General features: G+C 61.3%; 20 protein-coding genes. 9 read left to right on the top strand and 11 right to left on the bottom strand.

The window, feature by feature from the left end; genetic code table 11:
- Nucleotides 1–12 precede the first annotated feature (12 nt).
- Both CDV46_RS19855 and CDV46_RS19850 read right to left on the bottom strand, forming a co-directional pair.
- Nucleotides 13–1,497 carry an MFS transporter gene (locus CDV46_RS19855; RefSeq protein ID WP_217896757.1) on the bottom strand — a complete coding sequence of 495 codons (1,485 nt, stop codon included), beginning with the start codon at nt 1,495–1,497 and terminating at the stop codon, nt 13–15.
- 88 nt (nt 1,498–1,585) lie between these two features.
- Nucleotides 1,586–2,983, bottom strand: a complete 1,398-nt coding sequence (locus tag CDV46_RS19850; RefSeq protein ID WP_087688604.1) for a dihydroorotase — start codon at nt 2,981–2,983, stop codon at nt 1,586–1,588.
- A 115-nt stretch (nt 2,984–3,098) separates the two neighbouring features.
- Here CDV46_RS19850 and CDV46_RS19845 point away from each other — a divergent pair, with 115 nt between their 5' ends.
- Genes CDV46_RS19845 through CDV46_RS19840 form a run of 3 tightly spaced genes read left to right on the top strand, consistent with a single transcriptional unit; the run spans nt 3,099 to nt 5,195 of the window.
- Complete coding sequence (locus CDV46_RS19845; protein ID WP_170935986.1) at nt 3,099–3,872, top strand: GntR family transcriptional regulator; 774 nt, start codon at nt 3,099–3,101, stop codon at nt 3,870–3,872.
- Between the two features lies 1 nt (nt 3,873).
- The gene (locus tag CDV46_RS26900) at nt 3,874–4,221 is read left to right on the top strand and encodes a hypothetical protein (protein WP_058375401.1); all 348 of its coding nucleotides are present in this window, start codon (nt 3,874–3,876) and stop codon (nt 4,219–4,221) included.
- Nucleotides 4,191–5,195, top strand: coding sequence for a CobW family GTP-binding protein (locus tag CDV46_RS19840; RefSeq protein ID WP_176399128.1), 1,005 nt, complete (start codon nt 4,191–4,193; stop codon nt 5,193–5,195). Before CDV46_RS26900 ends, CDV46_RS19840 begins: the two co-directional genes overlap by 31 nt.
- Before the next feature lie 59 nt (nt 5,196–5,254).
- Here CDV46_RS19840 and CDV46_RS19835 read toward each other — a convergent pair whose 3' ends face one another.
- The gene (locus CDV46_RS19835; protein ID WP_087724456.1) at nt 5,255–6,160 is read right to left on the bottom strand and encodes a LysR family transcriptional regulator; all 906 of its coding nucleotides are present in this window, start codon (nt 6,158–6,160) and stop codon (nt 5,255–5,257) included.
- A gap of 213 nt (nt 6,161–6,373) precedes the next feature.
- Here CDV46_RS19835 and CDV46_RS19830 point away from each other — a divergent pair, with 213 nt between their 5' ends.
- Complete coding sequence (locus CDV46_RS19830; RefSeq protein WP_217896756.1) at nt 6,374–7,330, top strand: alcohol dehydrogenase catalytic domain-containing protein; 957 nt, start codon at nt 6,374–6,376, stop codon at nt 7,328–7,330.
- Between the two features lie 5 nt (nt 7,331–7,335).
- Nucleotides 7,336–7,674 (top strand): hypothetical protein, encoded by a 339-nt coding sequence (locus CDV46_RS19825; protein WP_140413428.1) that lies wholly within the window; start codon nt 7,336–7,338, stop codon nt 7,672–7,674.
- An 8-nt stretch (nt 7,675–7,682) separates the two neighbouring features.
- Here CDV46_RS19825 and CDV46_RS19820 read toward each other — a convergent pair whose 3' ends face one another.
- On the bottom strand, nt 7,683–8,324 hold the full coding sequence (locus CDV46_RS19820; RefSeq protein WP_087688598.1) for a helix-turn-helix domain-containing protein: 642 nt from the start codon (nt 8,322–8,324) through the stop codon (nt 7,683–7,685).
- 198 nt (nt 8,325–8,522) lie between these two features.
- On the opposite strand from CDV46_RS19820, the gene CDV46_RS19815 reads away from it, so the two are divergent.
- A complete protein-coding gene (locus CDV46_RS19815; protein WP_087724451.1) occupies nt 8,523–8,876 on the top strand; it encodes a RidA family protein in 354 nt (117 codons plus the stop codon).
- Between the two features lies 1 nt (nt 8,877).
- Complete coding sequence (locus CDV46_RS19810; RefSeq protein ID WP_087688596.1) at nt 8,878–10,110, top strand: NAD(P)/FAD-dependent oxidoreductase; 1,233 nt, start codon at nt 8,878–8,880, stop codon at nt 10,108–10,110.
- Between the two features lie 159 nt (nt 10,111–10,269).
- Here the strand turns inward: CDV46_RS19810 and CDV46_RS19805 are convergent, their stop codons facing one another.
- Both CDV46_RS19805 and CDV46_RS19800 read right to left on the bottom strand, forming a co-directional pair.
- Nucleotides 10,270–11,727 carry a M81 family metallopeptidase gene (locus tag CDV46_RS19805; protein ID WP_087724449.1) on the bottom strand — a complete coding sequence of 486 codons (1,458 nt, stop codon included), beginning with the start codon at nt 11,725–11,727 and terminating at the stop codon, nt 10,270–10,272.
- Between the two features lie 119 nt (nt 11,728–11,846).
- Entirely contained in the window at nt 11,847–12,959 is a 1,113-nt protein-coding gene (locus CDV46_RS19800; protein WP_249277548.1) for an ATP-binding protein, read from the bottom strand.
- Between the two features lie 283 nt (nt 12,960–13,242).
- Between CDV46_RS19800 and CDV46_RS19795 the strand changes: the two genes are divergently transcribed.
- The gene (locus CDV46_RS19795) at nt 13,243–15,531 is read left to right on the top strand and encodes a TonB-dependent receptor (protein WP_254916132.1); all 2,289 of its coding nucleotides are present in this window, start codon (nt 13,243–13,245) and stop codon (nt 15,529–15,531) included.
- 29 nt (nt 15,532–15,560) lie between these two features.
- Complete coding sequence (locus CDV46_RS19790; RefSeq protein WP_087724447.1) at nt 15,561–17,195, top strand: serine hydrolase domain-containing protein; 1,635 nt, start codon at nt 15,561–15,563, stop codon at nt 17,193–17,195.
- 95 nt (nt 17,196–17,290) lie between these two features.
- On the opposite strand, the gene CDV46_RS19785 is transcribed toward CDV46_RS19790, so the two are convergent.
- From CDV46_RS19785 to CDV46_RS19765, 5 genes are read right to left on the bottom strand one after another with little or no spacing between them, the layout of a single operon-like run.
- Nucleotides 17,291–18,973: a serine hydrolase domain-containing protein gene (locus CDV46_RS19785; protein ID WP_176399127.1), complete on the bottom strand. Its 1,683-nt coding sequence runs from the start codon at nt 18,971–18,973 to the stop codon at nt 17,291–17,293.
- Between the two features lie 15 nt (nt 18,974–18,988).
- A complete protein-coding gene (locus CDV46_RS19780; protein ID WP_087688591.1) occupies nt 18,989–20,005 on the bottom strand; it encodes a dipeptide epimerase in 1,017 nt (338 codons plus the stop codon).
- 6 nt (nt 20,006–20,011) lie between these two features.
- Entirely contained in the window at nt 20,012–21,364 is a 1,353-nt protein-coding gene (locus tag CDV46_RS19775) for an MFS transporter (protein WP_087724443.1), read from the bottom strand.
- Nucleotides 21,365–21,421: 57 nt separating this feature from the next.
- A complete protein-coding gene (locus CDV46_RS19770; RefSeq protein WP_087688589.1) occupies nt 21,422–21,850 on the bottom strand; it encodes an ExbD/TolR family protein in 429 nt (142 codons plus the stop codon).
- 31 nt (nt 21,851–21,881) lie between these two features.
- A complete protein-coding gene (locus CDV46_RS19765) occupies nt 21,882–22,316 on the bottom strand; it encodes an ExbD/TolR family protein (protein WP_087724441.1) in 435 nt (144 codons plus the stop codon).
- Nucleotides 22,317–22,318 lie beyond the last annotated feature (2 nt).

The following is a 22,318-nucleotide window of genomic DNA, read 5'->3' as shown; positions in this document are numbered from 1 at the left end:
CAACCCTGACTATCATCTCTCCGGCAACGCCCCGGTCGATGCATCTTCCAGCGACCTTCCTTTGGTCGACGGGCCGTAAAGCGCGATGCAAATCGCTGCCACCAGCAGGATGACGTCGCTGATGATGAACACGAACAGTTTGCCTTTGAGCACGGCGAACACGCCGAAGACCAGCAGCAACAGAATCGCTCCGGCTCGCCCCCAAGCTGACGCCAGCCCCATCCCCGTCGCACGAATCTCCGTCGGATACAGCTCCGGCGTGTAGCTGTAGATCGCTGTCGAGCCAAGGGCGAGGCAGAATGCCGTCAGTCCGCCGAACGCCATGAGCGCCCCCGATGTCGTCGACAATCCGAACAACGTGCCGAAAATTGCGGTGCCGATGAAGGCGAGAATGGCCGTCGGCTTGCGGTCGAGCCAATCGACCACGTAGCCGCCGAACACATACCCCGGGATCACCGATGCGTAGATCGCAATGGAGAACTCGAACGACTTGACGATGCTGAAGCCCTCCATGGCAAGCAGCGTCGGCACGAAGGTCATGAACGTATAGAGCACGCCGTATTCGGCAAACCACGCCGCCCACAACATCAGTGTCACCTTGCGAAAGCGCGGGCTCAGCAAATCCCGGGCACGCCAGACCTTGGCCGGCTTGGCGGCAACGGCAGCCGCAACGGGTGTCACCTCAGCATCCTCGGGCAACTGCCGCCCAACACGTTGCTCGATCGACGCGAGCACGGCCTCGGCTTCGGCCGCTCGTCCGTGAAGCAACAACCATCGGGGCGACTCGGGCAGACCCGAGCGCATCAGGCCGACGACGACGGCAAACGGCAGCGTCAGGAAGAGGGCGGCGCGCCAGCCCCAATGCGGAATGATGTTCAATGCCCAGAGCGGCGACACTGCAATGCCCAACGCAAAGAAGCCCATCATCCAGCCGCCCAATTTGCCGCGCACGCGCGTCGGCCAGAGTTCGGCCAGATACGCCGGGACGATCGAGCTCTCCGCACCCACGAACAACCACGTAAAGAAGTTCAGCGCCGCAAACGACCACACGTCGTTCGCTAACCCGCGCGATGCGGAAAACAGCGAATACAGCACCAGCGTGAGCATGATCATCCGTTTGCGCCCGAACCGGTCGGCCGCGAAACCGGCCATCGCGGACCCCACGAGATAGCCGCCTAGCCCAATGGCGGAAATCACTCCGATCGTCGCGGCGTCGAAACCCCACAGCGGCCGCAACGTGGCCAGCACGAAGCCGGTGATGACGGTGTCGAGCGTATCGAAAAACAACGAGAGCGCTGCAACGACAAGCACCGTCAGATGAAAGCGCGACACCGGCAAGCGGTCGAGCCGTCGGGCAATGTCCTGCTGAGTCAGTACCGAATGCGTCGGCATTGAAGTTGCGGTGGCCGTCGATGCGCCGGAGCCCGGGGCAGCACCGCTACCGGAGATCCGGCCGGCATCGCCGGTCTGGCGAGCGTCGAATTGAGAAGTCGTCATGTTCTGGTCTGTCTGTGGGTGCCGGCCTGCGCGCCGGCACCGTTGTCATGGGGAATCGCTGCGTCGATTCGCGTCACGTCGATTCGTGTCAGGCCGATGCGCCAGTGCCCGGGTGAAATTGGCCATGCCCCGGCGTGCCGACAATCTTGCCGTGGTCCATGACCGTCTCGCCGCGCACGATGGTGTAGACCGGCATACCCGTCGTACGAATGCCTTCCCACGCGGTGTACCCGGCTTTCGTGTGCATGTCGGCAACGGTAAACGTTTGCGCTTGCGCCATGTCGACGATGGTGAAATCGGCGTCGGCGCCACACTGGATGCGGCCTTTCTTCGGGTACTGGCCAAAGCGTTTGGCCGGCGCTTCGGCACAAAGGCGCGCGACATCCTGAAGCGTCAACTTTCCTTCGTTCACGGCATTGAGCACCAGCGGAATGAATTCCTGCGCCCCCGTAATGCCCAGCGGGACCGAGAAGTTGTCCTGCCAGCCCGGTGTGATCTCTTCGAGTGTGTGAGGCGCATGCTCGCCGACCAGCATGTCGGCCGTGCCGTCGCGAACCGCCGCCCAATGGCTCTCCGGCGCGTACGCCCACGCATAGGCGCCCGGCCCCACCTTCTCCGCTTGCGCACGCGTCATGAACAGCGTCGCAGACTCCATCTCGCCGGAGATGTCCTGCCCCTGTGCCTTTGCCTGTCTCACCAGTTCGTTCGCCCCCGGCGGCATCACCCCCATGTGCAGAACGTGCAGACGAACACCGGTCAGCCGCGCGTAATAAATCGACGCCGCCAAGCCCGCCGCCATGCCGTGGCCATACATGTAACCGCGCTCGTACGCCTCCATGTAGTCACGATTGCTGGTCTTCCCCGGATTGATGTAATCGCGAAACGTCAGGCGTTTGCACCACTCGCTGTCGTCGTGATGTACGGCACAGATCAGCCCCTTGTCGGCGACCGCTTCGTACAGTTCATGCAGGATGCCGTGATCGACCACGCCCAACTCGGAAATGTACGGATACACCTCTTTCACGTGCCGGGTGTTGAACACCTTGATGCCAATTGCCCCGGCCTCGGCCAGCGCCTCGACCGTCTTCGGATACAGACCTCCGCCGTACAACGCATAGTCGACCAGCGCTTTCGGCGCGATGGTTTCGCGCTTGAGCATGAACGACTCGAGTGTCGTCGGGTGCGGATCGTTGTTCGTCATGTCGATGCAGAACGTAATCCCGCCGGCTGCCGCAGCCGTCGTGCCCGACGTGAAATCCTCTTTATACGTGTGCCCCGGCTCGCGAAAGTGGCAATGCACGTGCCACAGTCCCGGCAGCACATCCAGACCATTCGCGTCGATGGTTCGCAGCGCCGGGGGCGTGTTCGCGTCGTCCGTCAACGCCACGATTTTCCCGCCCCGTATGCCGATGTTCAGTGTCGAGAACCCCTCTGGCGTGTGCACTCGGCCGCGCCTGATCACCAGGTCCATGGGTTGTTCGTTCATCTCAATCTCCAAAATACACGGTAAATACACAACAAATTGTTTGTGTATAAAAATATTGTGTCAAGTGGGGATTGTTCGCTACACTGGCTGCCAATCGATCACTTCCCGTCTCACCATGCGCAAGAAAGCAGAGGCCGCTCAAGACGCGGCGACCAAACACGTCAAGGGTTCCGGGGCTTCCAAGGCCTATCAGTTGCTGCGCGATCGCATCGTCTCGCTCGAAATGCATCCCGGCGACGACATCGACGAGCAGGCGCTTGTCGATGAACTGGGCATTTCACGCACGCCGCTGCGCGAAGCGATGATTCGTCTGGCCGCAGAGGGGCTGATCTCGTTGCTGCCGAATCGGGGGGCGCGCGTTTCGTCGATGGACATCCCGCAGTTGCAGGAGCATCTGGAGGCGTTCGAGTTGACGCAACGCGCCACCACACGACTGGCGGCGCTACGGCGTACGCCCGCCGATCTGGTTCGCATCGAGGCACTGGTCGTCGCGTTCGAGCAAGCGCATGAGAAGGAAGACGTCAACGGCATGATCGATGGCAACTGGGAGTTGCATCTGGCCATCGGTAACGCCTGCGGCAATCGGGTGCTCGCCAAGATCTACGCCAATCTGCTCACCGAAAATTTGCGGATCGCGCGGCTGGCGATGAGCTACGAGACGTTCCCGACGCAAGAGGCCCGGCAGGCGCATCTGAACAGGATTCTGGAAGAGCACCGCGAGATTCTGGACGCCATTCGTGTGCGGGACGCCGAGCGGGCGGACCAGCTCGCTGCCTCCCACACCAATCTCGCGCGCAAACGCGTGACCGAGTACATCTCGCTGAGTGCGCTGGGCAGCATGGCCGTGGGCACGCTGGCGAATGTACCGGGGCTTACCGGAGGGATCTGAAATGTGCGAAGTGTGCGCCGTCTTTGGCGTGAGTGAGCATTGGACGGACGCCGCCGACCCGATGGGCCAGCACTCCGTTGCCGCCGGCATTCTGGAGAATCGCAGCGAGCGCGCTCGCCGGCTGCGGCTGATCAACCGAATTCTGCGCCCGCACGGCTTGAAAGCCGAAGACTGGGACGGCGAATCGTACAGCGTGGAAGACGTTAGCGGCCGCCGTCAGCTGGCTTCCGACTTGTCGTCGTTATGGCGTGTTGCCGAGCGTCTGGGCCACACCCTCATCGATCCTCTGGAGGGCGACTTCACGGTCGCGCAATCGTCATGGTCAGACTCGTACCGCGTCTCGAACTGAATATCGTCACGGGCTTTCTCGGCAGTGGCAAAACCACACTGCTCAAGCGTTTTCTGGCGCAACGGCCGCCCGCCTCGACGTTGGTCATCATCAACGAGTTCGGGCGCGAGTCGATCGACGACCGCCTGACGTTGCACCTCAATTCGGAGATTGCGACCATCGCCAACGGTTGCCTGTGCTGCACGGTACACGACGACCTGCGCGAGACGCTGCTGAACGTGCTGACCCGTCGTGCGCGCGGTGAACTGCCCGAACTGGAACGCATCATCATCGAGACCAGCGGTCTGGCCGACCCGGGCCCCATCTTGGGGACGGTGCTGTCCGACGAGAACCTCGACGAATACCTGCGCGTCGGCGCGTGTATCACGACGTTCGACGCCTTGGAAGGGATTGAGTCGCTGGCGCGATTTCCCGAAGCGGCGGCGCAACTTGCCGCGGCCGATCGCGTCGCACTCACCAAGACCGATTTACTCGACGAGAGCCACTTGAGCACGCTCGTCGACGCCGTGCGTGCCGTCAATCCGGCCTGCGCCATCATGACCAGCGAAGTGCCCGATCGGCTGTTTGCACCGGGACAAGCCACGGCCATCGGTGACGCCGTTCCAGCACGTCAGACGGGGGGCCATGTGCACACGAGTTCCGTGCAGAGCTTTTCTACCGCGCTCGACGCGTCGCTGGACTGGGCCACCTTTTCGGTCTGGCTCACCGCGCTGCTCAACCGTCACGGCGACCGCATTCTGCGTTTCAAATCCGTCTTGTCGATACGCTCGACACCCGGGCAACTGGTGGTGCAGGGCGTGCGTCATCGCGTCTATCCGCCAAGCCATTTGCCACGAGTCGAAGGTGAATCGTCGACATCGCGACTGGTGTTCATTACTGACGGACTCGATAAATCGCGCATCCTCGAATCGCTGCACCGGTTTGCCGATGCCCGGCTGATCGACCCGGGTTTTAGTGCCCTGACGATGCAGTAACGACGCGCGGCGATCGGCGAAACCCGATGCGCGTCCGGCGTTGGCGGCCCCGACCCATTTCAGGAAATGCGCATCATGTCGATGAGCGCACGCAGGCCACTCGCCACGTGCCGCCGACTCGGATAGTAGAGACACAGCCCGGGCATGACCGGGCACCAATCGGCAAGCACGCGCTCGAGACGGCCATCGGCCAGTGCGTGTTCGGCGAGGTGATCCGGTACAAAAGCGATGCCGATGCCGTCGAGCGCTGCGCTCACCATGAGCGGTTGATGATTCAGCGTGAGCGGGCCGGTGACGTTCACCGTTTCCACAACGCCCTTGCGCTCGAACTCCCATCGGTAGATGGCGCCGCTATCGAAGCGAAAGCGAATGCAGTCGTGCCGATAGAGGTCTTGCGGCACTTTGGGGCGGCCATGCGAAGCGAAATACGCCGGAGCCCCGACGACCGCAAACGTGACCGGCCCCGACACCTGAACGGCCACCATGTCCTGCGGCACCGCTTCGGTAAGCCGGATGCCGGCATCGAAACCGCCCGCGACGATGTCGCTGAGTTTTCCGTCCGTCACGATATCGAGATGAATTTTCGGGTACTCGCGTAGAAAGCGTGCGAGCACTGGCTTCAACACCATATCGATTGCTCCCTCGCTCGCATTGATACGTACCGTTCCGCTCGGTTCGTCGCGCAGCCCTTCGACGCTCTGCATCGCCTCTGCCACCGAGAAAATCGCCGGGCGAAGTTTGTCGGCGAGGCGCGCGCCGGCGTCCGTCAGCGACACACTGCGCGTGGTGCGATGGAACAAGCGAACCCCGAGCCGTTGCTCGAGGTTTTTCACCGAGTGACTGACCGCCGATGGCGTGATGTCGAGTTCGATCGACGCCGTCCGAAAACTGAGGTGCGTGGCTACCGCCAGAAACACGTTGAGCGAGAAGATGTCGGCGCTTCTCAATTGATGAACGGTGCTCATGTTTGTATCAAGATTGGCGAGATTGTAATAATAATGCGTCCTTTTTAGACTGGGCTGGTTTCTCGGCGCTACGCAATTACCGACCGCCGACCACTCGCCGCAATTCAGGTCGAACAAGGAGCCAGCAATGAAGATGAAGGCAGTCGTGATGACGGGGCCAATCGGCCTTGGGAGCTGTGGGAAGTTCCGGTCCCGAAGGCGGAGCCGGGGCAGGTGTTGGTCAAGGTTCATGCATCGGGGATGTGCTACACCGATGTGTGGTCGACGCAAGGTTATGGCGGCGACATCTATCCGCAGACGCCGGGTCACGAAGTCGTTGGCGAGATTGTCGAAGTGGGCGCCGGTGTACACACGCGACGCGTCGGTGACCGAATCGGCACGACGTGGGTGCAGTCCGCGTGCGGCCGCTGTCCGTATTGCCGGGAGAATCGCCCGCTGTCCGGGCAAACGGCGATGAATTGCGATGCACCACGCACCACCGGCTTCGCGTCCCAAGGTGGGCACGCGGAATACATCGCCGTGGCCGCAGAAGGGACCGTACTGTTACCCGATGCGCTGCCATACGTCGATGCTGCGCCGATGATGTGCGCCGGCTACACCACGTGGAGCGGGCTCAGAGATGGCGCGCCGCAACCGCATGAAAAAGTCGCTGTGCTGGGCATTGGTGGCTTAGGGCACGTGGCCTTGCAACTGTCGAGCGCGTGCGGGTTCGAGACGATTGCGATCACACATTCGGCGGACAAACACGCGTTGGCAACGCAGTTGGGCGCGCAACACGTCGTTGCCAACGGTGCAGAGCTTCGCGATATCGGCGGGGCAGATGTGCTGCTGGTGACCTCCAACGATTTCGGCTCGGCAGAGGAAGCCATGGCGGGCTTGCGTGTTGACGGCCGCGTCGTGCTTTGCGGATTGGATTTCAGCCGGCCATTCTCGATCTCGTCCGCGGGCAAGCCATTCCACATGATGCGCCAACGAGTCGTCGGTTCCACGCATGGGGGATTGCGATATTTGAGCGAGGTGCTCGATCTCGCCGCCAACGGAAAAGTGAAGCCCATCGTCGAGACGTTTTCGCTTGAGCAGGCGACCGACGCGTACGACCGTCTCGCGACGGGAAAGATGCGCTTTCGCGGCGTATTTACGCCCTCGGCAATCCATAGCGATCAAGGATGAGCGCCATGAAAATACTGACGGCTCCCCTGTGTTGCGCTGCCGTGTCGGTGCTGCCGGCGCTTGCTTTCGCGGCAGACTTTTCGATTCGAAACGATCCGGATACGCGAGTGAGCTTCGTCGTGGAGTGCCGCGACCGATCCGGAAAATCCGGGTCGAATGAAATTACCTTGCAGCCGGGTCAGCGAATGAACATCGGTGACCCCGGATGCAGAACATTCACGGCATCGATATCCACCGACAACGGGACGAGGAGCGGGCGCATCAAGACCTACACACTGGATGCCGGACACTCCTACTACGTATTCTGGAATGACCGGTATTGGGATATTGCGGAAGAGGAGTGATGTCTCGCTCATGCGCCCGCGCGATTCACATCCACGCAGCAGACGACGGCGTCCACGCCGCCATCGTGCTCGCTCAGATAGACATGCCCCACGCCACTGTCGAAATACAGACTATCTCCCGGCGCCAGACGGAATTCGCTGCCATTTTCAAACTGCAAAAGCAAGCTGCCCGATAAAACAAAAACAAACTCTTCGCCCTCGTGGCGAATGTAATCGGGAAAATCTTCCAGCTTGCGCGCTCGAATGTGGGCGCGCATCGGCACCATGCGTTTGTGGGCAAGATCCGAGGCGATCATGCCGTAGCGATAGTTGGGTGTTTCGTATATGGCCTGCTTTCCCGCTTCGGTGAAGCATGGGCGGATCCCTTCGGCGGGTTCGATGTTGCCTTGCCCGAAGAGGGTGGCGTAATCCAGACCAAGGGCCGATGCCAGTGCGCCAAACTTATCGTAGGTGAGGGCAATGTCGCCGCGCTCTGCCTTCGAGATCGTCGATACCGCAACGCCGGAACGCTCGCTCAACGCCTTGAGTGTCAGCCCGTTCGCCTTGCGCGCATTTCGCAATCGTGCACCCACGGTTTCGTGACTGACTTGGCTATCGCTGCGTTTCTGTTTGCCTGCCGAAGCGGGCTTCTTTCGTGTCGATGGCGTCATAGGGCTGATATAGGCCACGCGTGACCCGGCGATGCGAACCGGCCCTGCATAGCTGATGGTGTCAATCTCTCAGTGTTTTCTCGTATACGAGAATTAAAATTCTCATATATGATAACCGGAATAGCCACAGACACTTTGCGTCGGCGTTGACGGCCGCATCGTCATTCACCGCATCGTCACTTTTTTCCGAGTCCAACAATGAAGAAAGAAATCACGCGTTTGCAAACGAATGCCCGTATGAGCCAGGTGGTCGTTGCTGGTGGTGTTGTCTATCTGGCCGGTCAGGTGCCGATGACGCAGCACGCCACGATTACCGAGCAAACGATCGAAGTCCTGAAGCAAATCGATGCGCTACTCGCGTCGGCAGGCGTGGACAAAACCCATCTTCTCACGGCGAATATCTGGCTTTCCGATGCGCGTTATTTCGATGAATTCAACCGCATATGGGATGTCTGGATTCCTGAAGGAAATGCACCCGCGCGCGCGTGCGTTCAGTCGCCACTGATGCGAGCGGGTTTCGACGTGGAAATTGCCGTGACGGCGTTGGCCTAGCATGAAATACGACGTTCTCGTACTCGGCGCGGGGATCGTCGGCACGTCGACGGCGATCCATCTTCAGCGCCGTGGTCTGACTACTGCACTTATCGACCGTGAGGCGCCGGGCCGGGAAACATCGTTTGGCAACGCCGGATTGATACAGCGTGAAGGCGTGTATCCCTACGCGTTTCCTCGGCATTTCGGTGCATTGCTTCACTACGCGCGCAATCGATCGACGGACGTGCGCTATCACCCGTCGGCGCTGCCGGGCATTGCTTCGTTTCTCGCGCGCTACTGGCATCACTCAGCGCCACATCGCCATGCTCGCATCGCCCGTCAATACAGCACCCTGATCGAGCATTGCGTGACTGAGCACAAGACACTCATCAGCCTTGCGGGCGCCGATGATCTGCTACGTGAAGGCGGGTGGCTCAAGGTCTTCCATCAACGTGCTGCACTCGACGCCGCTCATCTTGAAGCCGAGCGGTGGCAACGTGAGTACGACGTGCCCTTCGAGCGGCTCGATGCAACGCAACTTCAACGCGATGAGCCGTCGCTCTCCGCAACCCTCGCAGGCGCCATTCGACATACCGCCTCGAATTCGATACGCGATCCGGGTGAGTTGGTGACTCGTTTTGCGCAGTACTTTACGTCGATAGGCGGGCGCATCATTCGCGGCGACGCAACGACGCTGACTCCCCACTGGCGCGTACATACGGCCGAAGGCGACATTGAAGGCCGGCACGCCGTCGTGGCCATGGGGCCGTGGTCCGATAAGATCACGAAAGCGCTGGGTTACCGGCTGCCGCTGATGGTCAAGCGCGGCTATCACCGGCATTTTCTGCCCGAGTCCGGCGCAAGATTGAATCAACCGGTACTGGATGCCGAAAGCGGATTCCTGATCGCACCGATGCGTCAGGGCATTCGTCTGACCACGGGCGTCGAACTCGCGCTACGCGACGCGCGTCGGACACCGGTGCAGCTCGCGGCAGTCGAGCCGCTGGCGAGACGTTTGTTCCCATTGGGAGCGCCGGTCGAACCGACCCCATGGATGGGCTGCCGCCCTTGCACGCCCGACATGCTGCCGATCATCGGCCCGGCGCCCGGGCATCGCGACCTCTGGTTCGCATTCGGTCATGCCCACCATGGCCTGACGCTCGGTCCTGTGACAGGACGTTTAATAGCCGAGATGCTCACCGGCACACCGGCGTTGGTCGACCCGTCACCATTTCGTGCTGACCGATTCTGACTTTGTGCAGCACCGTTCCCCTCGTTCGAGACATGCCTCCGCCCTGCGGCGTTTCAGACGAAAAAAAGCCCTTCGATAAGAAGGGCAAAATTTGCCGGGGTTTTGGCGATTCCCGGCAAACGATCGGAACGGCCGTCCGTGGCGTCGGTACCCTTCGGATCACACGAACGGGTTTTCGACGCGCGGCCAGTAATTGAGGTCGCGGCGGCGGTACGGAATTGCCGCGAAGTCGGGCGTCAGTGCGCCCGGCGCCGCGACGTGAAAGATCGCCTTCGCCCGAGGCGCAAACTCGGCCTGAAAGTGCTGCGTTGACTTCACGATCACGAGCCGCTTGGCGTCCATGGCGATGCCTATGCCGGTAAACGCATCGACGCCCATGACTTGGGTTCGCACGGAAACGAGCACGATGTCCAACCCGTTCGGTCCTTCGACCCAAACCGAGCGGCCCAATGGCATCGACATTCCTTGGATGCTTTGCGAATGTGTATCGTGCACGGCTCGGACGGTTACGCGCAGATCCACAGGGTCGCCTGAAGTGACCCCGCATTTGCCGCCGATGCGAAGATCGAGCGTGGCACCGAGGCCGGCATCGGCGCAGATTTGAATGGCACCCAAATCCCAGAAGCAACCCAGCGCGACATCAGGGATACCGCGCTCGACGATCCGCCGAAGGACGAAGGTGCTATCCCCGGGGGCGCCGCCGCCGGGATTGTCCGCCACATCCGCCACGACCACCGGCCCAGCGCCCACGGCCAATGCCAGGTCGAGCCCTTGATTCAAGTCATGCCATTGGGGCTGAACCTCGTGTCTCATCGCCCAGAATTCGTCACCGAGCTGACGCGCTAACGCACGGGCGCGTGCGGCGTCGCGGTCGGCAATCACCCAAAGCTTCGCGCCCGCCTCGGGAACATCGCCCCAGGGGAATCCGTGGCCGAGAGATACGGAGAGAATGCCGTCGCGTCCCTCGAAGGACTTCATGCGCCGCACAAAACCGGCCATCGGTTCCGACGTGGTATGCCATGCCCCGACCATGCGGCAATCGTGCACCGCTGTGACCGGGGTGACTTTCTCGTCGACCGCCTGCGTCACCAGCCGATAGACTTCGCGCAATCGGTCGATCGCATCGGTATGCGGATACTCCTTGTACGCGATGAGAATATTGGCTGCACACTGCATCAACTCGGTGAAATGACAATGCGGGTCGAGCGTCGCCGCGATCGGCACATCGGGGCCGACAACTTCACGAATGCACGCGAGGAGATCGCCTTCGCAGTCGTCGTGATGCTGCGCCACCATGGCACCGTGGAGCATGAGTACAACGGCATCGAGCGGCAGCGCTGCGCGTACGCCGGCGACGATCTCGTCGCGCAGCGTTTCGTAGACCTCTCGAATCACCGGGCCCGAAGGCTGCGCTTCTGCGCTGAGCCCTTCCGCGATTTCGTTTCCGTCCGACTCGGCGAGTCGTCGAAGTTCGGCCATCAGATAGCCCACGCTTTCCGGTGCGCGCAGGCTTGCGTCGCCTCGAAAGATCCCGAATTCTTGGAATCCGCCCCAGCCCGTGGGGCACGGCGCAAAGGTATTGGTTTCGGTCGATAGCTGTGCCGCGAATATCTTCATTGCGAGTCCAGAGGTGTGATGGATGCCATGACACACACTCTATTGGGACCGCGTTGCCGGATTGTGAGCAATGTGTATCCACATTGACACAGAAGCCCCGGAAGGCGACTTTGCGAGCGCTATCGCCTAGGCAGCACAACGCGTGCGATCAGTCCGCCCTCTCTACCGTTGATCAGTGTCAACGATCCGGCGTGCCGCTTCACTACGTCGTGGGCAATGGCCAGCCCGAGCCCTGTCCCGCCAGTGTCCCGGTTGCGGGATTGTTCGAGCCGAAAAAATGGCTCCAGCACCCGCTCCAGATCACGCTCCGGAATGCCCGGGCCGCGATCGACGATATCTATCTGAACGGCGTCATGGCCGTCGATGAGTTCAATTCGAGCCTCGCCGCCGTAGCGGATAGCGTTCGCCACCAGATTGCTGAGACACCGTTTCAATGCTAGTGGCTGCGCAAGCAGCGGCGCGATGGCGCCATGCACAGAGACTTTCTGGCCACGCTCCATCGCGTCTTCCGCAATGGCGTCTACGAGCGCATCGATGTCGATGGGGCTGACTTCTTCGGTGACAGCTTCATTGCGCAGAAACGAGAGCGTTGCATCAAGCAGCTGCGTCATCTCATCGATATCGGCAACCAGTCGATCACTGAACTCCGAGGCGTCGAGCGCCCCAAGCCGAAGACGCATTCGCGTGAGCGGTGTGCGTAAGTCATGCGAGACGGCTGCGAGAAAGCGATTGCGATCGTTCACCTGACGGCGTATCGCCGCCTGCATCGAGTTGAAAACACGAGCGGCCTGTCGCGCTTCGATGGGGCCGGCTTCCGGAATCGGTGGCGCGTCCATGTTGCGTGACAACTCTGCGGCGCCCGCAGCCAGCGACTTAAACGGTATCGACAGCATTCGCGCGCCGACCCAGGAGGAGACGAGCAGCGGAACGATCTGCACAGCGGTGGCGAGTGCCCACTGCTGCGTGTTTGACATGCCGGGCGGTGGTTTAAAAGCCGCTGCGGAGTACAGCGTGTACATCAGTGTCGCGGTACCGGTTTGTGTCAGGGCCACCATGACGAGCATGACAAACAGCAACCGATAGAACGCAGAGTCGAACGATGGCTTTTGCATGATGGTTGCGGCAGGTGCCGTGGAAGAGAACTCGAACATGCCGCCATTATCCCGCGCCCATGTAGCGGCTTCGTCAACAGATTGTTTCAGGACGGAAACATCCTCCGGTGCATACCTCACGTTCGACTTCCCGTGGATTCGGAAGCCGCGTTCACGTGGCTATGTTTCACGGGCGATACAAAGTCCACATGAACCAGAAATATCGCGCAAATAACGTCTATCCCGGAGCTAAGACTCGAATCAGCGTGGATACACAACGCTAAACGATCCAAACCGCGAAGGCATTCGTGATGACCGAAGTGCGGAAATCCCGGAGGAGACGACAGTGGCAATCAGACAACATCGCAGGCATACCGCAGTCACTTTGCACCGATTCAGGCTGCGTCCGCGCGGAGGCACCTGGTTGGTCGGTTCGCTGCTGGGGCTGGCGACGGCCTTTGGACATGCGCAAACCGTAGCACTGCCCGGTGCGGCGTCGGCGGTGAGTGCCGACGCGGAGAGCGCTAACCCGGCACCGCAGACCAACGCAAGTCCGGGCAATACCGCAGAAAGCGCAGAAACCAAGACCGCAGCGTCGGCGAAAGACGGCGCGACACTCAACACCGTGGTGGTGACCGCCACGCGTCGTCGCGAACCCGCGCGCGAAGTGCCGATGCAGATCAACGTCATTTCGGCGGACGAGTTGCAGAAGAGTGGCGCGAAGACGATGTCCGATTTTCTGGCGGGCGAACCAGGGGTGGATCTCAACACACAAGGCGGAAGCGGTGCCGGACAGATCAGCATGCGCGGCGTGACGACCGGTGAACAAACCGGTCCCACCGTGGGTGTCTACGTCGATGATGTCGCCTTCGGGGGGAGCACGCTCTTCTCGCAAGGCGCCTCGTTCGCGCTGGACATGAGCCTGCTGGATCTGAATCACATCGAAGTGCTGCGCGGGCCGCAGGGCACGCTCTACGGCGCAGGGGCGATGGGCGGGTTGTTGAAGTACGTTACGAACGAGCCGGATACCAACGAATTCTCCGGGCAGGCGAGCCTTGGCATGTCGTCGACGAAGCACGGCGGCATTGGCAATACGGCCAGCGCGGTCCTGAATATTCCAATCAAGAACGACGTAGCCGCCGTGCGTGTGTCGGCGTTTAGCCAGCATGATGCCGGTTACATCGACGCCGTTGGCCCGCAGGCGGGGAGCCGCATCGACAGAGGTGATACGTACGGCGCGCGCGCGTCTTTGCTGTTGACACCCACGAGTCAATTCACGGTGCGTCTGAGCGCGATCACGCAAAACATCAATCGCAACGCGCCCAATTACGTTGCCTACGACAAGAGTGGCCAGCCTGTCGATGGCGACCTGACAACGCGCGTTTTTGCCCCGGAACCGTTCCATCAAAACGTTCAGCTCTACTCGCTCGGTCTGGAGTACGACTTCGGCTGGGCACGCCTGAACTCGATCACGTCGTATCAATCGGTCAAGACAGACCAGCCTCAGGATCTGTCGATGGTCTACGTGCCGGCGCTCGCTGCGCAAGGGCTCAATTTGAACTCGGTCGTCGCGGCAAACTTTGCGAAAACGAACAAGGTGACGCAAGAGTTTCGTCTGACATCGGCGGCGAACCAACGCCTCGAATGGTTAGGCGGGCTCTTCTTTACCCGAGAACGAAGTGAATCGGATCAAGGCATTCTCGCGGGATTCCCCAACGGGACGCAGGCCACCCTCTCTGGGCTGGTGGCACCGAGTACCTACACCGAATACGCGGCGTATGGCGATTTGACGTACCACGTGACGCCACGTCTGGCACTCACGGGTGGCGTCAGAATTGCCCACAACCAGCAGAATTACGATCAAACCACGTCGGGGCTTCTGGGTGGCCCGCCGCAATCGACTTCGTCGCCGTCGTCCGACACCAGTAAGACCTACATGCTGACGGCCAGCTATGGGTTAACCGATAACAGCAACGTGTACGTTCGCGCGGCCAGCGGCTATCGTCCCGGTGGGCCGAACGCACAGCTCATCAGCCCGATCACAGGGCTTCCCGGCAATGGCAATCCAACGTTTCAGCCCGATACGCTTTGGACCTACGAGGCAGGCTACAAGGCCGACTTGTTCGACAAACGTCTCTCGTTTTCAGCCACGGTTTACGACATCGAGTGGAAAAACATTCAGCAGCTCGGTGCTGTGGACGGCGTCAATCAGGTGCTCAACGCGGGTAATGCACGCGTTAAAGGGTTTGAGCTGGCGAGCAGCTTCCGCCCTGATCGGCATTGGAGCTTTGGCCTGGGCTTTTCCTACATCGACGCCAAGCTGACGCAAGGCAACGCCGCAACTGGGACGCAATCGGGCGACCCGCTGCCGAACTCGGCGAAGTTCTCGGCCACGCTGACCGGGACCTACCACTTCTCGCTCGGGACGTACGCCTCGTACGTCGGCTTTAGCGAACGATTCGTCGGCCGTCGCCACTCTGGATTTAGCGGCAGCAGCGGCCGGCCGGATTACCCGCTGCCGGGTTATGCCGTGACCGACCTTCAGGCGGGCATCGACTTCGGCCGCGCCAGTCTGAACTTCTACGTGCGCAATCTGTTTGACCGCCGCGCGCTCCTGGCCGCAGGCACCGCACTGATGCCACTCGGCGGGCCGGCGCTGGTCAGCGTGGCACAGCCGCGCACTATCGGCGCTGTGCTCACCGTGCCGTTCTGAATCCCATGACCGAATACCGGAGACTCTCAATGACTTTGCAGCAGAAAGACCTGCACGCTCGCCTTGATGCCCATCTGGCGAAGTTCAACCGAGGCGACGCGCCGGGGCTCGTGGTCGGTGTTGCCCATGAAGGGCGGGCACTGTACCGCAAGGGTTTTGGCATGACGAGCCTCGAACACAGCGTCGCGAACACTTCGGCGACCCGCATGCGGATCGGGTCGACCAGCAAACATTTCACGTGTCTTGCGGCCTTGCTGCTCGCAGAGGACGGCAAACTGGATATCGACGCGGGCGTGCGCACTTATATTCCCGAATTGCCGGAATTGAAGGGGGCGCCAACGCTGCGGCAGTTGATGACGCATACCGGTGGCTATCGATGCTATCTGGACTTGTCAGTGATGACGCAAGGCGTTGCCACGATCGGGCCGGGTGTACCGCTGGCGATCGAGCTTCGTCAGCAGGATGTCAATTTCCCGCCGGGCGAGCGCATGATCTATTGCAACGGGGGATATCACCTCCTGTCGCAGGTCATTGCGCGCGTCAGCGGCATGTCGTTCGAACGGTTTCTCAAGCAGCGGATTTTCCGCGTGATGGGCATGAACGACACGGAATCCGTCAGTGACGATTTGCGGATCCGGCCACGCATGGCCACACAGCATGTTCCTGACGGCGATGGCGGGTATTTGCGCGGACTGTTTCCGAGTGTCGATGTACTGGGGGAGGGCGGTATCGTTTCCACGATCGACGATATGTTGAAGTGGGCCGGACATCTTCGTCATCCCACCGAGCTGGGTAGTCCCGAGACGTGGCGTGAAATGCTGACGATGCCTCGGTATTCGAGCGGAGAACTCGGTGTCTACGCGCTGGGCCTGATACGCACCCGATATCGTAACGTCGAAACCATTCATCATGCGGGCGGCGTTTTTGGTGGATGCAGTCAGATGTTGACGGTTCCCTCACATGCTCTGGATATTGTGCTGATGAGCAACGGCGCCCCAGTCGATCCCGTCGCGCTGGCGACCGAGATTGTCGATATCGTCCTTGGCGATGACGTCCTCGGTCCGCCGCGGCAAGGGCCGGCACAGACGTCGGACAATCCCGGTTTGCGCGGGAAATATCTTTCCGTCGACCCGCTTCAGTGGGTGGAAATCATCGAGCGGGACGACGGTTGGTACGCAACGACACATAATCAGACACACCTTCCGCAACCACTCATCGCGGCTGAGCTCGGATACCGGATCGACGATGGTGCGGGTGCGCAGACTCGTGTGGTGCCGCATGCGCGTACGCCGGCAGGCGACGTTTCGGCCATCGATGTCATCGAGAGCGGGCATGCCGTGACTCTGCGCCGATACGACATTGTCCTGCCGGATGAGGCGTTGGAAATGGACGGAATCTGTGGTCGATACTTTAGCCACGATGCCGACGCCCACGCCGTCGTCTCAATCGAGGACGGGATGTTGACGCTGGCCATTCGCGGCGCTACGGGAAGTGTGCGCTATCGCCTGAGTGCGATAACCCGCGATGTCTGGACCTTTGCGCCTGCCGATGCTTCGGCACTCTCGACGGGCACGGCACGGGTGGAGCGCAGCGCAGACAAGGCCATCCGCTTTTCGCTCTCCACATCCCGCACGCGGGGGCTGGCGTTCTCTCGTATTGACTGACGTTGGGGGACGGTGGGGGGCGGTGGGAACTGAGAACAACTGTGAACGTCAGTTCCCACCTCTGCGATGCGCTCTGCGGTATCTGCCGTGTCCGCTCAAGACTTGGCAAATCGAAGGTTTCGAGTGCGGTTGGTGTTGACGGAAAATCCCTCGACACGTCCCGTGCCGGGGTGCCTCACGATGGAAAGCGTTCCCGTTCTGACGGCATTCGGGGCGCGGGGCGAGAAGCGAAAAAGATCGACGTCGACTGGAAAGATGTCGTAGTGGCATTCGCCCGCGCGTCCCACTATCTCGAGCGACATAATCGCGCAACCGTCGTCACGCGATTCATCTCCCAATACCGAAGGGCGCAGCGTAGCGCGAGCATCGGCTTCTTCGCTCGCATAGGCGCCACTTAGCGAATCGATAACTTCGACGCTTACCGACGCCGATACCTCGACGCGCCGATAGATTGCCGCGTGGCCGCAATGAGAGATGCGCAAAGCCTCGGCATCATCCGGATTGACGGCGCTTCCCCACTGAAGCAGAAAGGTGCCGTCGCCACTCGATTCCAAGGAAAACTCGCACGTGCCAGTTTCGGCGCGATCGTACGGATAGAGCATTGGGTTGCTCGGTTCAAGCGGCCCGCTAAGCGTCATGTCTCCGGCGCGATCGGCGATGTCGTACACCATGTCGTTGTTCACCTCGCGATAGGTCCCCGCGCGTCCGGGCCAGCGGCCGGTGCTGGCGGGCGTTGGAACGGCGTAGCACTTCATCGGGGTCGCCAACAGAATGTCGAGCATGCGAAGCGAAAACGCGGCCGGCGCCGGGATTGCCCCATTGCCAAGCAACACGATATCGATGCCGTGCTCGGGGACGCAGAGCATCTGGCACGATCCGCCCACGACACCGCCCGCATGCTGGATCAGTTCGCATCCGCGATATTGCGAGCGCCTTAAGCCCATCATGTAATCGCTGCGTAGACCACTGGAGAAGATGGGCGAAGAGAACATCAGGTCCCATGTGTCGGGATTTCCTATGCGTTTTTCGCCACGCAAATGCGAACACCATTTCAGCATGTCGTCCACGCACGAGACGACACCGCCTTCACCGAGAATTTCTCGCGAAGGAAATATCCCCCGATCGTAAGTACCCTCGCCGTTTTGGACATGGCAGGCGGCCATATGGCCGTGGATTCGATAGTCGTCGGGCAGGAGAAACGTATCGTTCATGCCCAATGGGTCAAAGACTTCGGCGGCGAGAAACGCCGCAAGAGGTTGTGCGCTGACACGCTCGATGGCCAGCGAAATCAGGTGATATCCGCCGTTGCAATACATCATCCGCTCGCCCGTGGGAAAGTTGACACTAGTTTGCCGGCGCATGATGTCGAGCAGGTAGCCGGTCTGCGGCACCGCCAACCCGTTAGTAAGGAGCGATACGTCGAGCGCGCACCGTTGGCCACTTGTGTGGAACATGAACGCGCGTAATGTCGCGTCGCCGGCGACCCCGGTCAGTTCCGGCAAATAGCGGCGTACCGGCACATCGATATCCAGCGCTTTCGCTTCCCGGAGCAGCAAGGCCGCGAGGCAAGTCATGTGCTTGCTCGTCGATCCGATACGCAGCAGGGTCCGCACATTCAAACCCAGTCCCAGTCCAACGTCCGCCATACCGAAGGCCTCGCGCAATACGACCTCGCCGTCAATGGCGGCGGCGGCGACGACGCCCGGTGAATCGCTTCGGTTGAACGGATCAAACAGCGCCTTCAGAGCGGTACCGTCAAATTGTTCCTGTGCCGACACGGCCATCCTCCTGGATCAATGCATTTCATACGGGGCGTCATCGCGACCCCAGACGCTCTCGGGGCCTTGCAGATAACCGTTCAGGTATTGGAACGAGGGCGCGCGATCCTCAGCCAGGAAGCAGGGCCCGTCGAGGTCTACCCGGTCGCACTGCTGCCCCAGAATGTAGGCCGGGGCCACACCCAGCGATGTGCAGGGCATACATCCGACCATGACCGACAGTCCGAGCTCTCGAATCGGCGCGACCAGCGAGAGTGCACGTGTGAGGCCGCCGCACTTATCGAGCTTGACGTTGACGACGTCGTACCGGCGGGCGACCGTGGCGAGATCGTCCAGATCCTGAAACGATTCGTCTGCCGCCAGGCGGATCGGATATCGCATGGATTCAAGGCACTCATCCTCGCCTGTCGGCAGGGGTTGTTCGAGCAGGTCGACGCCAACGTGCTGCATGACCGGCAGCATCCGAACCATGTGTTCTTGCGTCCACCCTTGATTAGCGTCGACGGAAAGCGCAGCGCCAGGGCAAGCCGCGCGAATCGCGACAAGTCGATCTACGTCGGTTGCGCTGCCGTCGAGCTTGATCTTCAACGCAACGGCGCCCTCGAAGCCACGCGCCGCCTCGGCCATGGCGGGAGCGGCATCAACACCGACGGTGAATGACGTCCGTAGTGGGCGCAGCCGGGCGCGTCCGGCCAGTCGTGCGACCGTCATGCCACAGCGCTGAGCGGCCAATGACCATAGCGCCGCGTCGAGGGCGTTTCTCGCACCGCCGGCAGGCAGCAACCCGATGAGGGCCTCGCGGGAAATGCCTCGCTCGATCAGGGGGCGTACGGCGGCAATCTGCTCGGCCATGCCCTCAGGCGTTTCTCCACGGTAGTAGACGCCAGCGGCCTCTCCTCGGCCTCTGTGTTGCCCGGATCGCAACGAGACAACCAGGACGCGGGCCGCGTCGACCGTGTGGCCCGAGATGTGAAAGGGGGTGGCCAGCGGCCACTGTTCGATACGAACGGAAAGCTTGCAGGGAATGGTCATTGGCGCTCAGGCGTAGCGTTCGATGGCAAGACGTACGGCATTGGCCGCACCGCGCATTAGGAGGCAGGCCACGATGAATCCGGGCAACGCCACGGCAACGATGGCCCATATGAGACCGGACTCGGTGCGATGCAAGTGATCCGACATCAGGCCAATGGCCACAGGACTGCCGGACTGCATCAGCACCGTCGTCAGCACACCGATGGCCGCCACTCTCGACCTTAGATAAGGCGGGCAAATGCTCTGCATCAGTCCCGGAAACATGATCATGCCTGCCACGACGCACATGAATTGAGCGCCGAACAGGACGTAGACATAGGACACGGATGGTGCGATCAGATACCCGAGGCTGACGACGCATGCCCCCAGGGCCCCCCACTCACATACGCGTAGCGGGGCGAGCACGCCGAGTCGCGAACTCAGGCGGCGAGCGAGCAGCCAACCGAGCGCGCATCCGAAGACGCTACCTGTCATCGCCGCGCTGCCCAGTCCGGCACCGGCCGTCGCAGGCGTTGCACCAAAGAAGCGGACGGCGACGACCGGCATCCAGGTGGTGATACCGGCAAAGGCCATGTTGATCAGCGCGATGGCACCGAAAAAGCGAATCATCATCGGCATCTCCCGGCGAAAGTATTCACCCGCGGCGAGCCCAGGCACCGGCACGTTGCCGGTCGAGCGCTGAGTGTCCGAATGGGCATAGCCGGGCCGGATCATCGCGACAATCAATACCAGCAGAGGCGCGGGGATCGCGACGGCAAAGAATGCAATCCGCCACGTGGACGCGTTTCCCAGACCGAAGGGCAATACGCCATGCATGGTGTCGATCCCCTGGATGAGTAACCCGCCCAGTGCCATGCCCGCGCCCGCGCTGAGAAGATTGACCAGTGCGAAGACCGAGTTGGCGAGGATGCGCTGGCGCGCCGGAAACAGGTCGGGGAGCAAGCCGTAGATGATAGGCATGAGGCCTGCTTCGCCGATGCCCAGGCCGATCGATGCGATGAAGAGCGTCCAGAATCCGGTCGCGAAACCGCAGGCGGCGGTCGCGGCGCTCCAGAGCAGGATGCAGAGTACCAGCACGGCACGACGATCCACGCGGTCTGCGAGCCATCCGATCGGAATGGCTGCCGCACCTGCAAATAGCGCAATGCCAGCGCCTTGCAAAAGCCCCACCTGAATATCGGCGAGGCCGAACTCGGTGCGAATGAGTTCGGCCAATAGCACCAGCATCTGGCGATCGACGTTGGCGAAAAACGTCACGAGGACGAGGGCGAGAAGTCCGAGCCACGCCCCGATCCCCGCATATCGCTCGCGGCTTGACGTTGGTGCATACCGCGGCCTTTCGGTATTCGAATCGAACATTTGAAGTCCAGTATTGAGTGCGTCAGCGCGTGAGGACATCGGCGCTCCGACGTGATGTCATTGCGCGAAGCGCTCGTTGCCAACCAGCCCGATGCGCGTCACCCCTAGCCGCTGCGCCGACGCCATGACCATGGCGACCGACCGATAGGGTGCCGTCGCGTCGGCGCGAAGGTGAAGCTCAGTTGGCGGTGTGGACGATGCGGCTTCGGCAAGGTGGGTCTCCAATTGCGCGCGGTCGCTAAGCGGCAAGCCGTTCCATGCCACGACTCCGCTCGCATCGACGTCGACTTGCACGACGAGCGGAGGCGTCGGCGGTGAGGCATTGGAAGGGGTGGGCATGTCGAGTTTCACGGCATGCGTCTGAATCGGGATGGTGAGAATCAGCATGATCAGCAGCACCAACATGACGTCGATGAGCGGCGTCGTGTTGATCTCCACCATGATGTCGCCGTTTTCGTCAGCGCCCGATGGCATGGTCATTGCCATGGAAGTCTCCTGATGTAGGGCGTCTCGCGCGCTATTGGCGCGGCGGCGCTTCGGTGATGAAGTCGACTTTGGCGATGCCCGCACGCTGGCATGCCAGGACCACCCGTCCGATCGCGGCGTAGCGAGCGTCGAGATCGCCGCGAATATGCACTTCGGGTTGGGGCGTCAATACAGCGACCGTCTTGAGTTTGTCCAGCAACGTTGCGGCGTCGGGAATACGTCGCTCGTCCCAATACACCTCGCCGTCGCTTGTCACGGCAAGAACAACGTTCTGCGGTGTGGTCTGCAAGGGTTGAACGGCTTCCTTCGGAAGCGTGACGGGGACGGTGTGCGAGACCACGGGAATCGTGATCAGGAAGATGATGAGCAACACCAGCATGACGTCGACCAGCGGCGTCGTGTTGATGGTCGCCATGACCTCGTCGTGCTCTGCGCCACCGCTCCCGCCAGACAGGGATATCGCCATGG

The sequence above is a fragment of the Pandoraea sp. PE-S2T-3 genome (genome assembly GCF_002179965.1).
Classification (GTDB): domain Bacteria; phylum Pseudomonadota; class Gammaproteobacteria; order Burkholderiales; family Burkholderiaceae; genus Pandoraea.
Note: the sequence above shows the minus strand (reverse complement) of the source record. Positions and strands in the feature narration are given on the sequence as shown.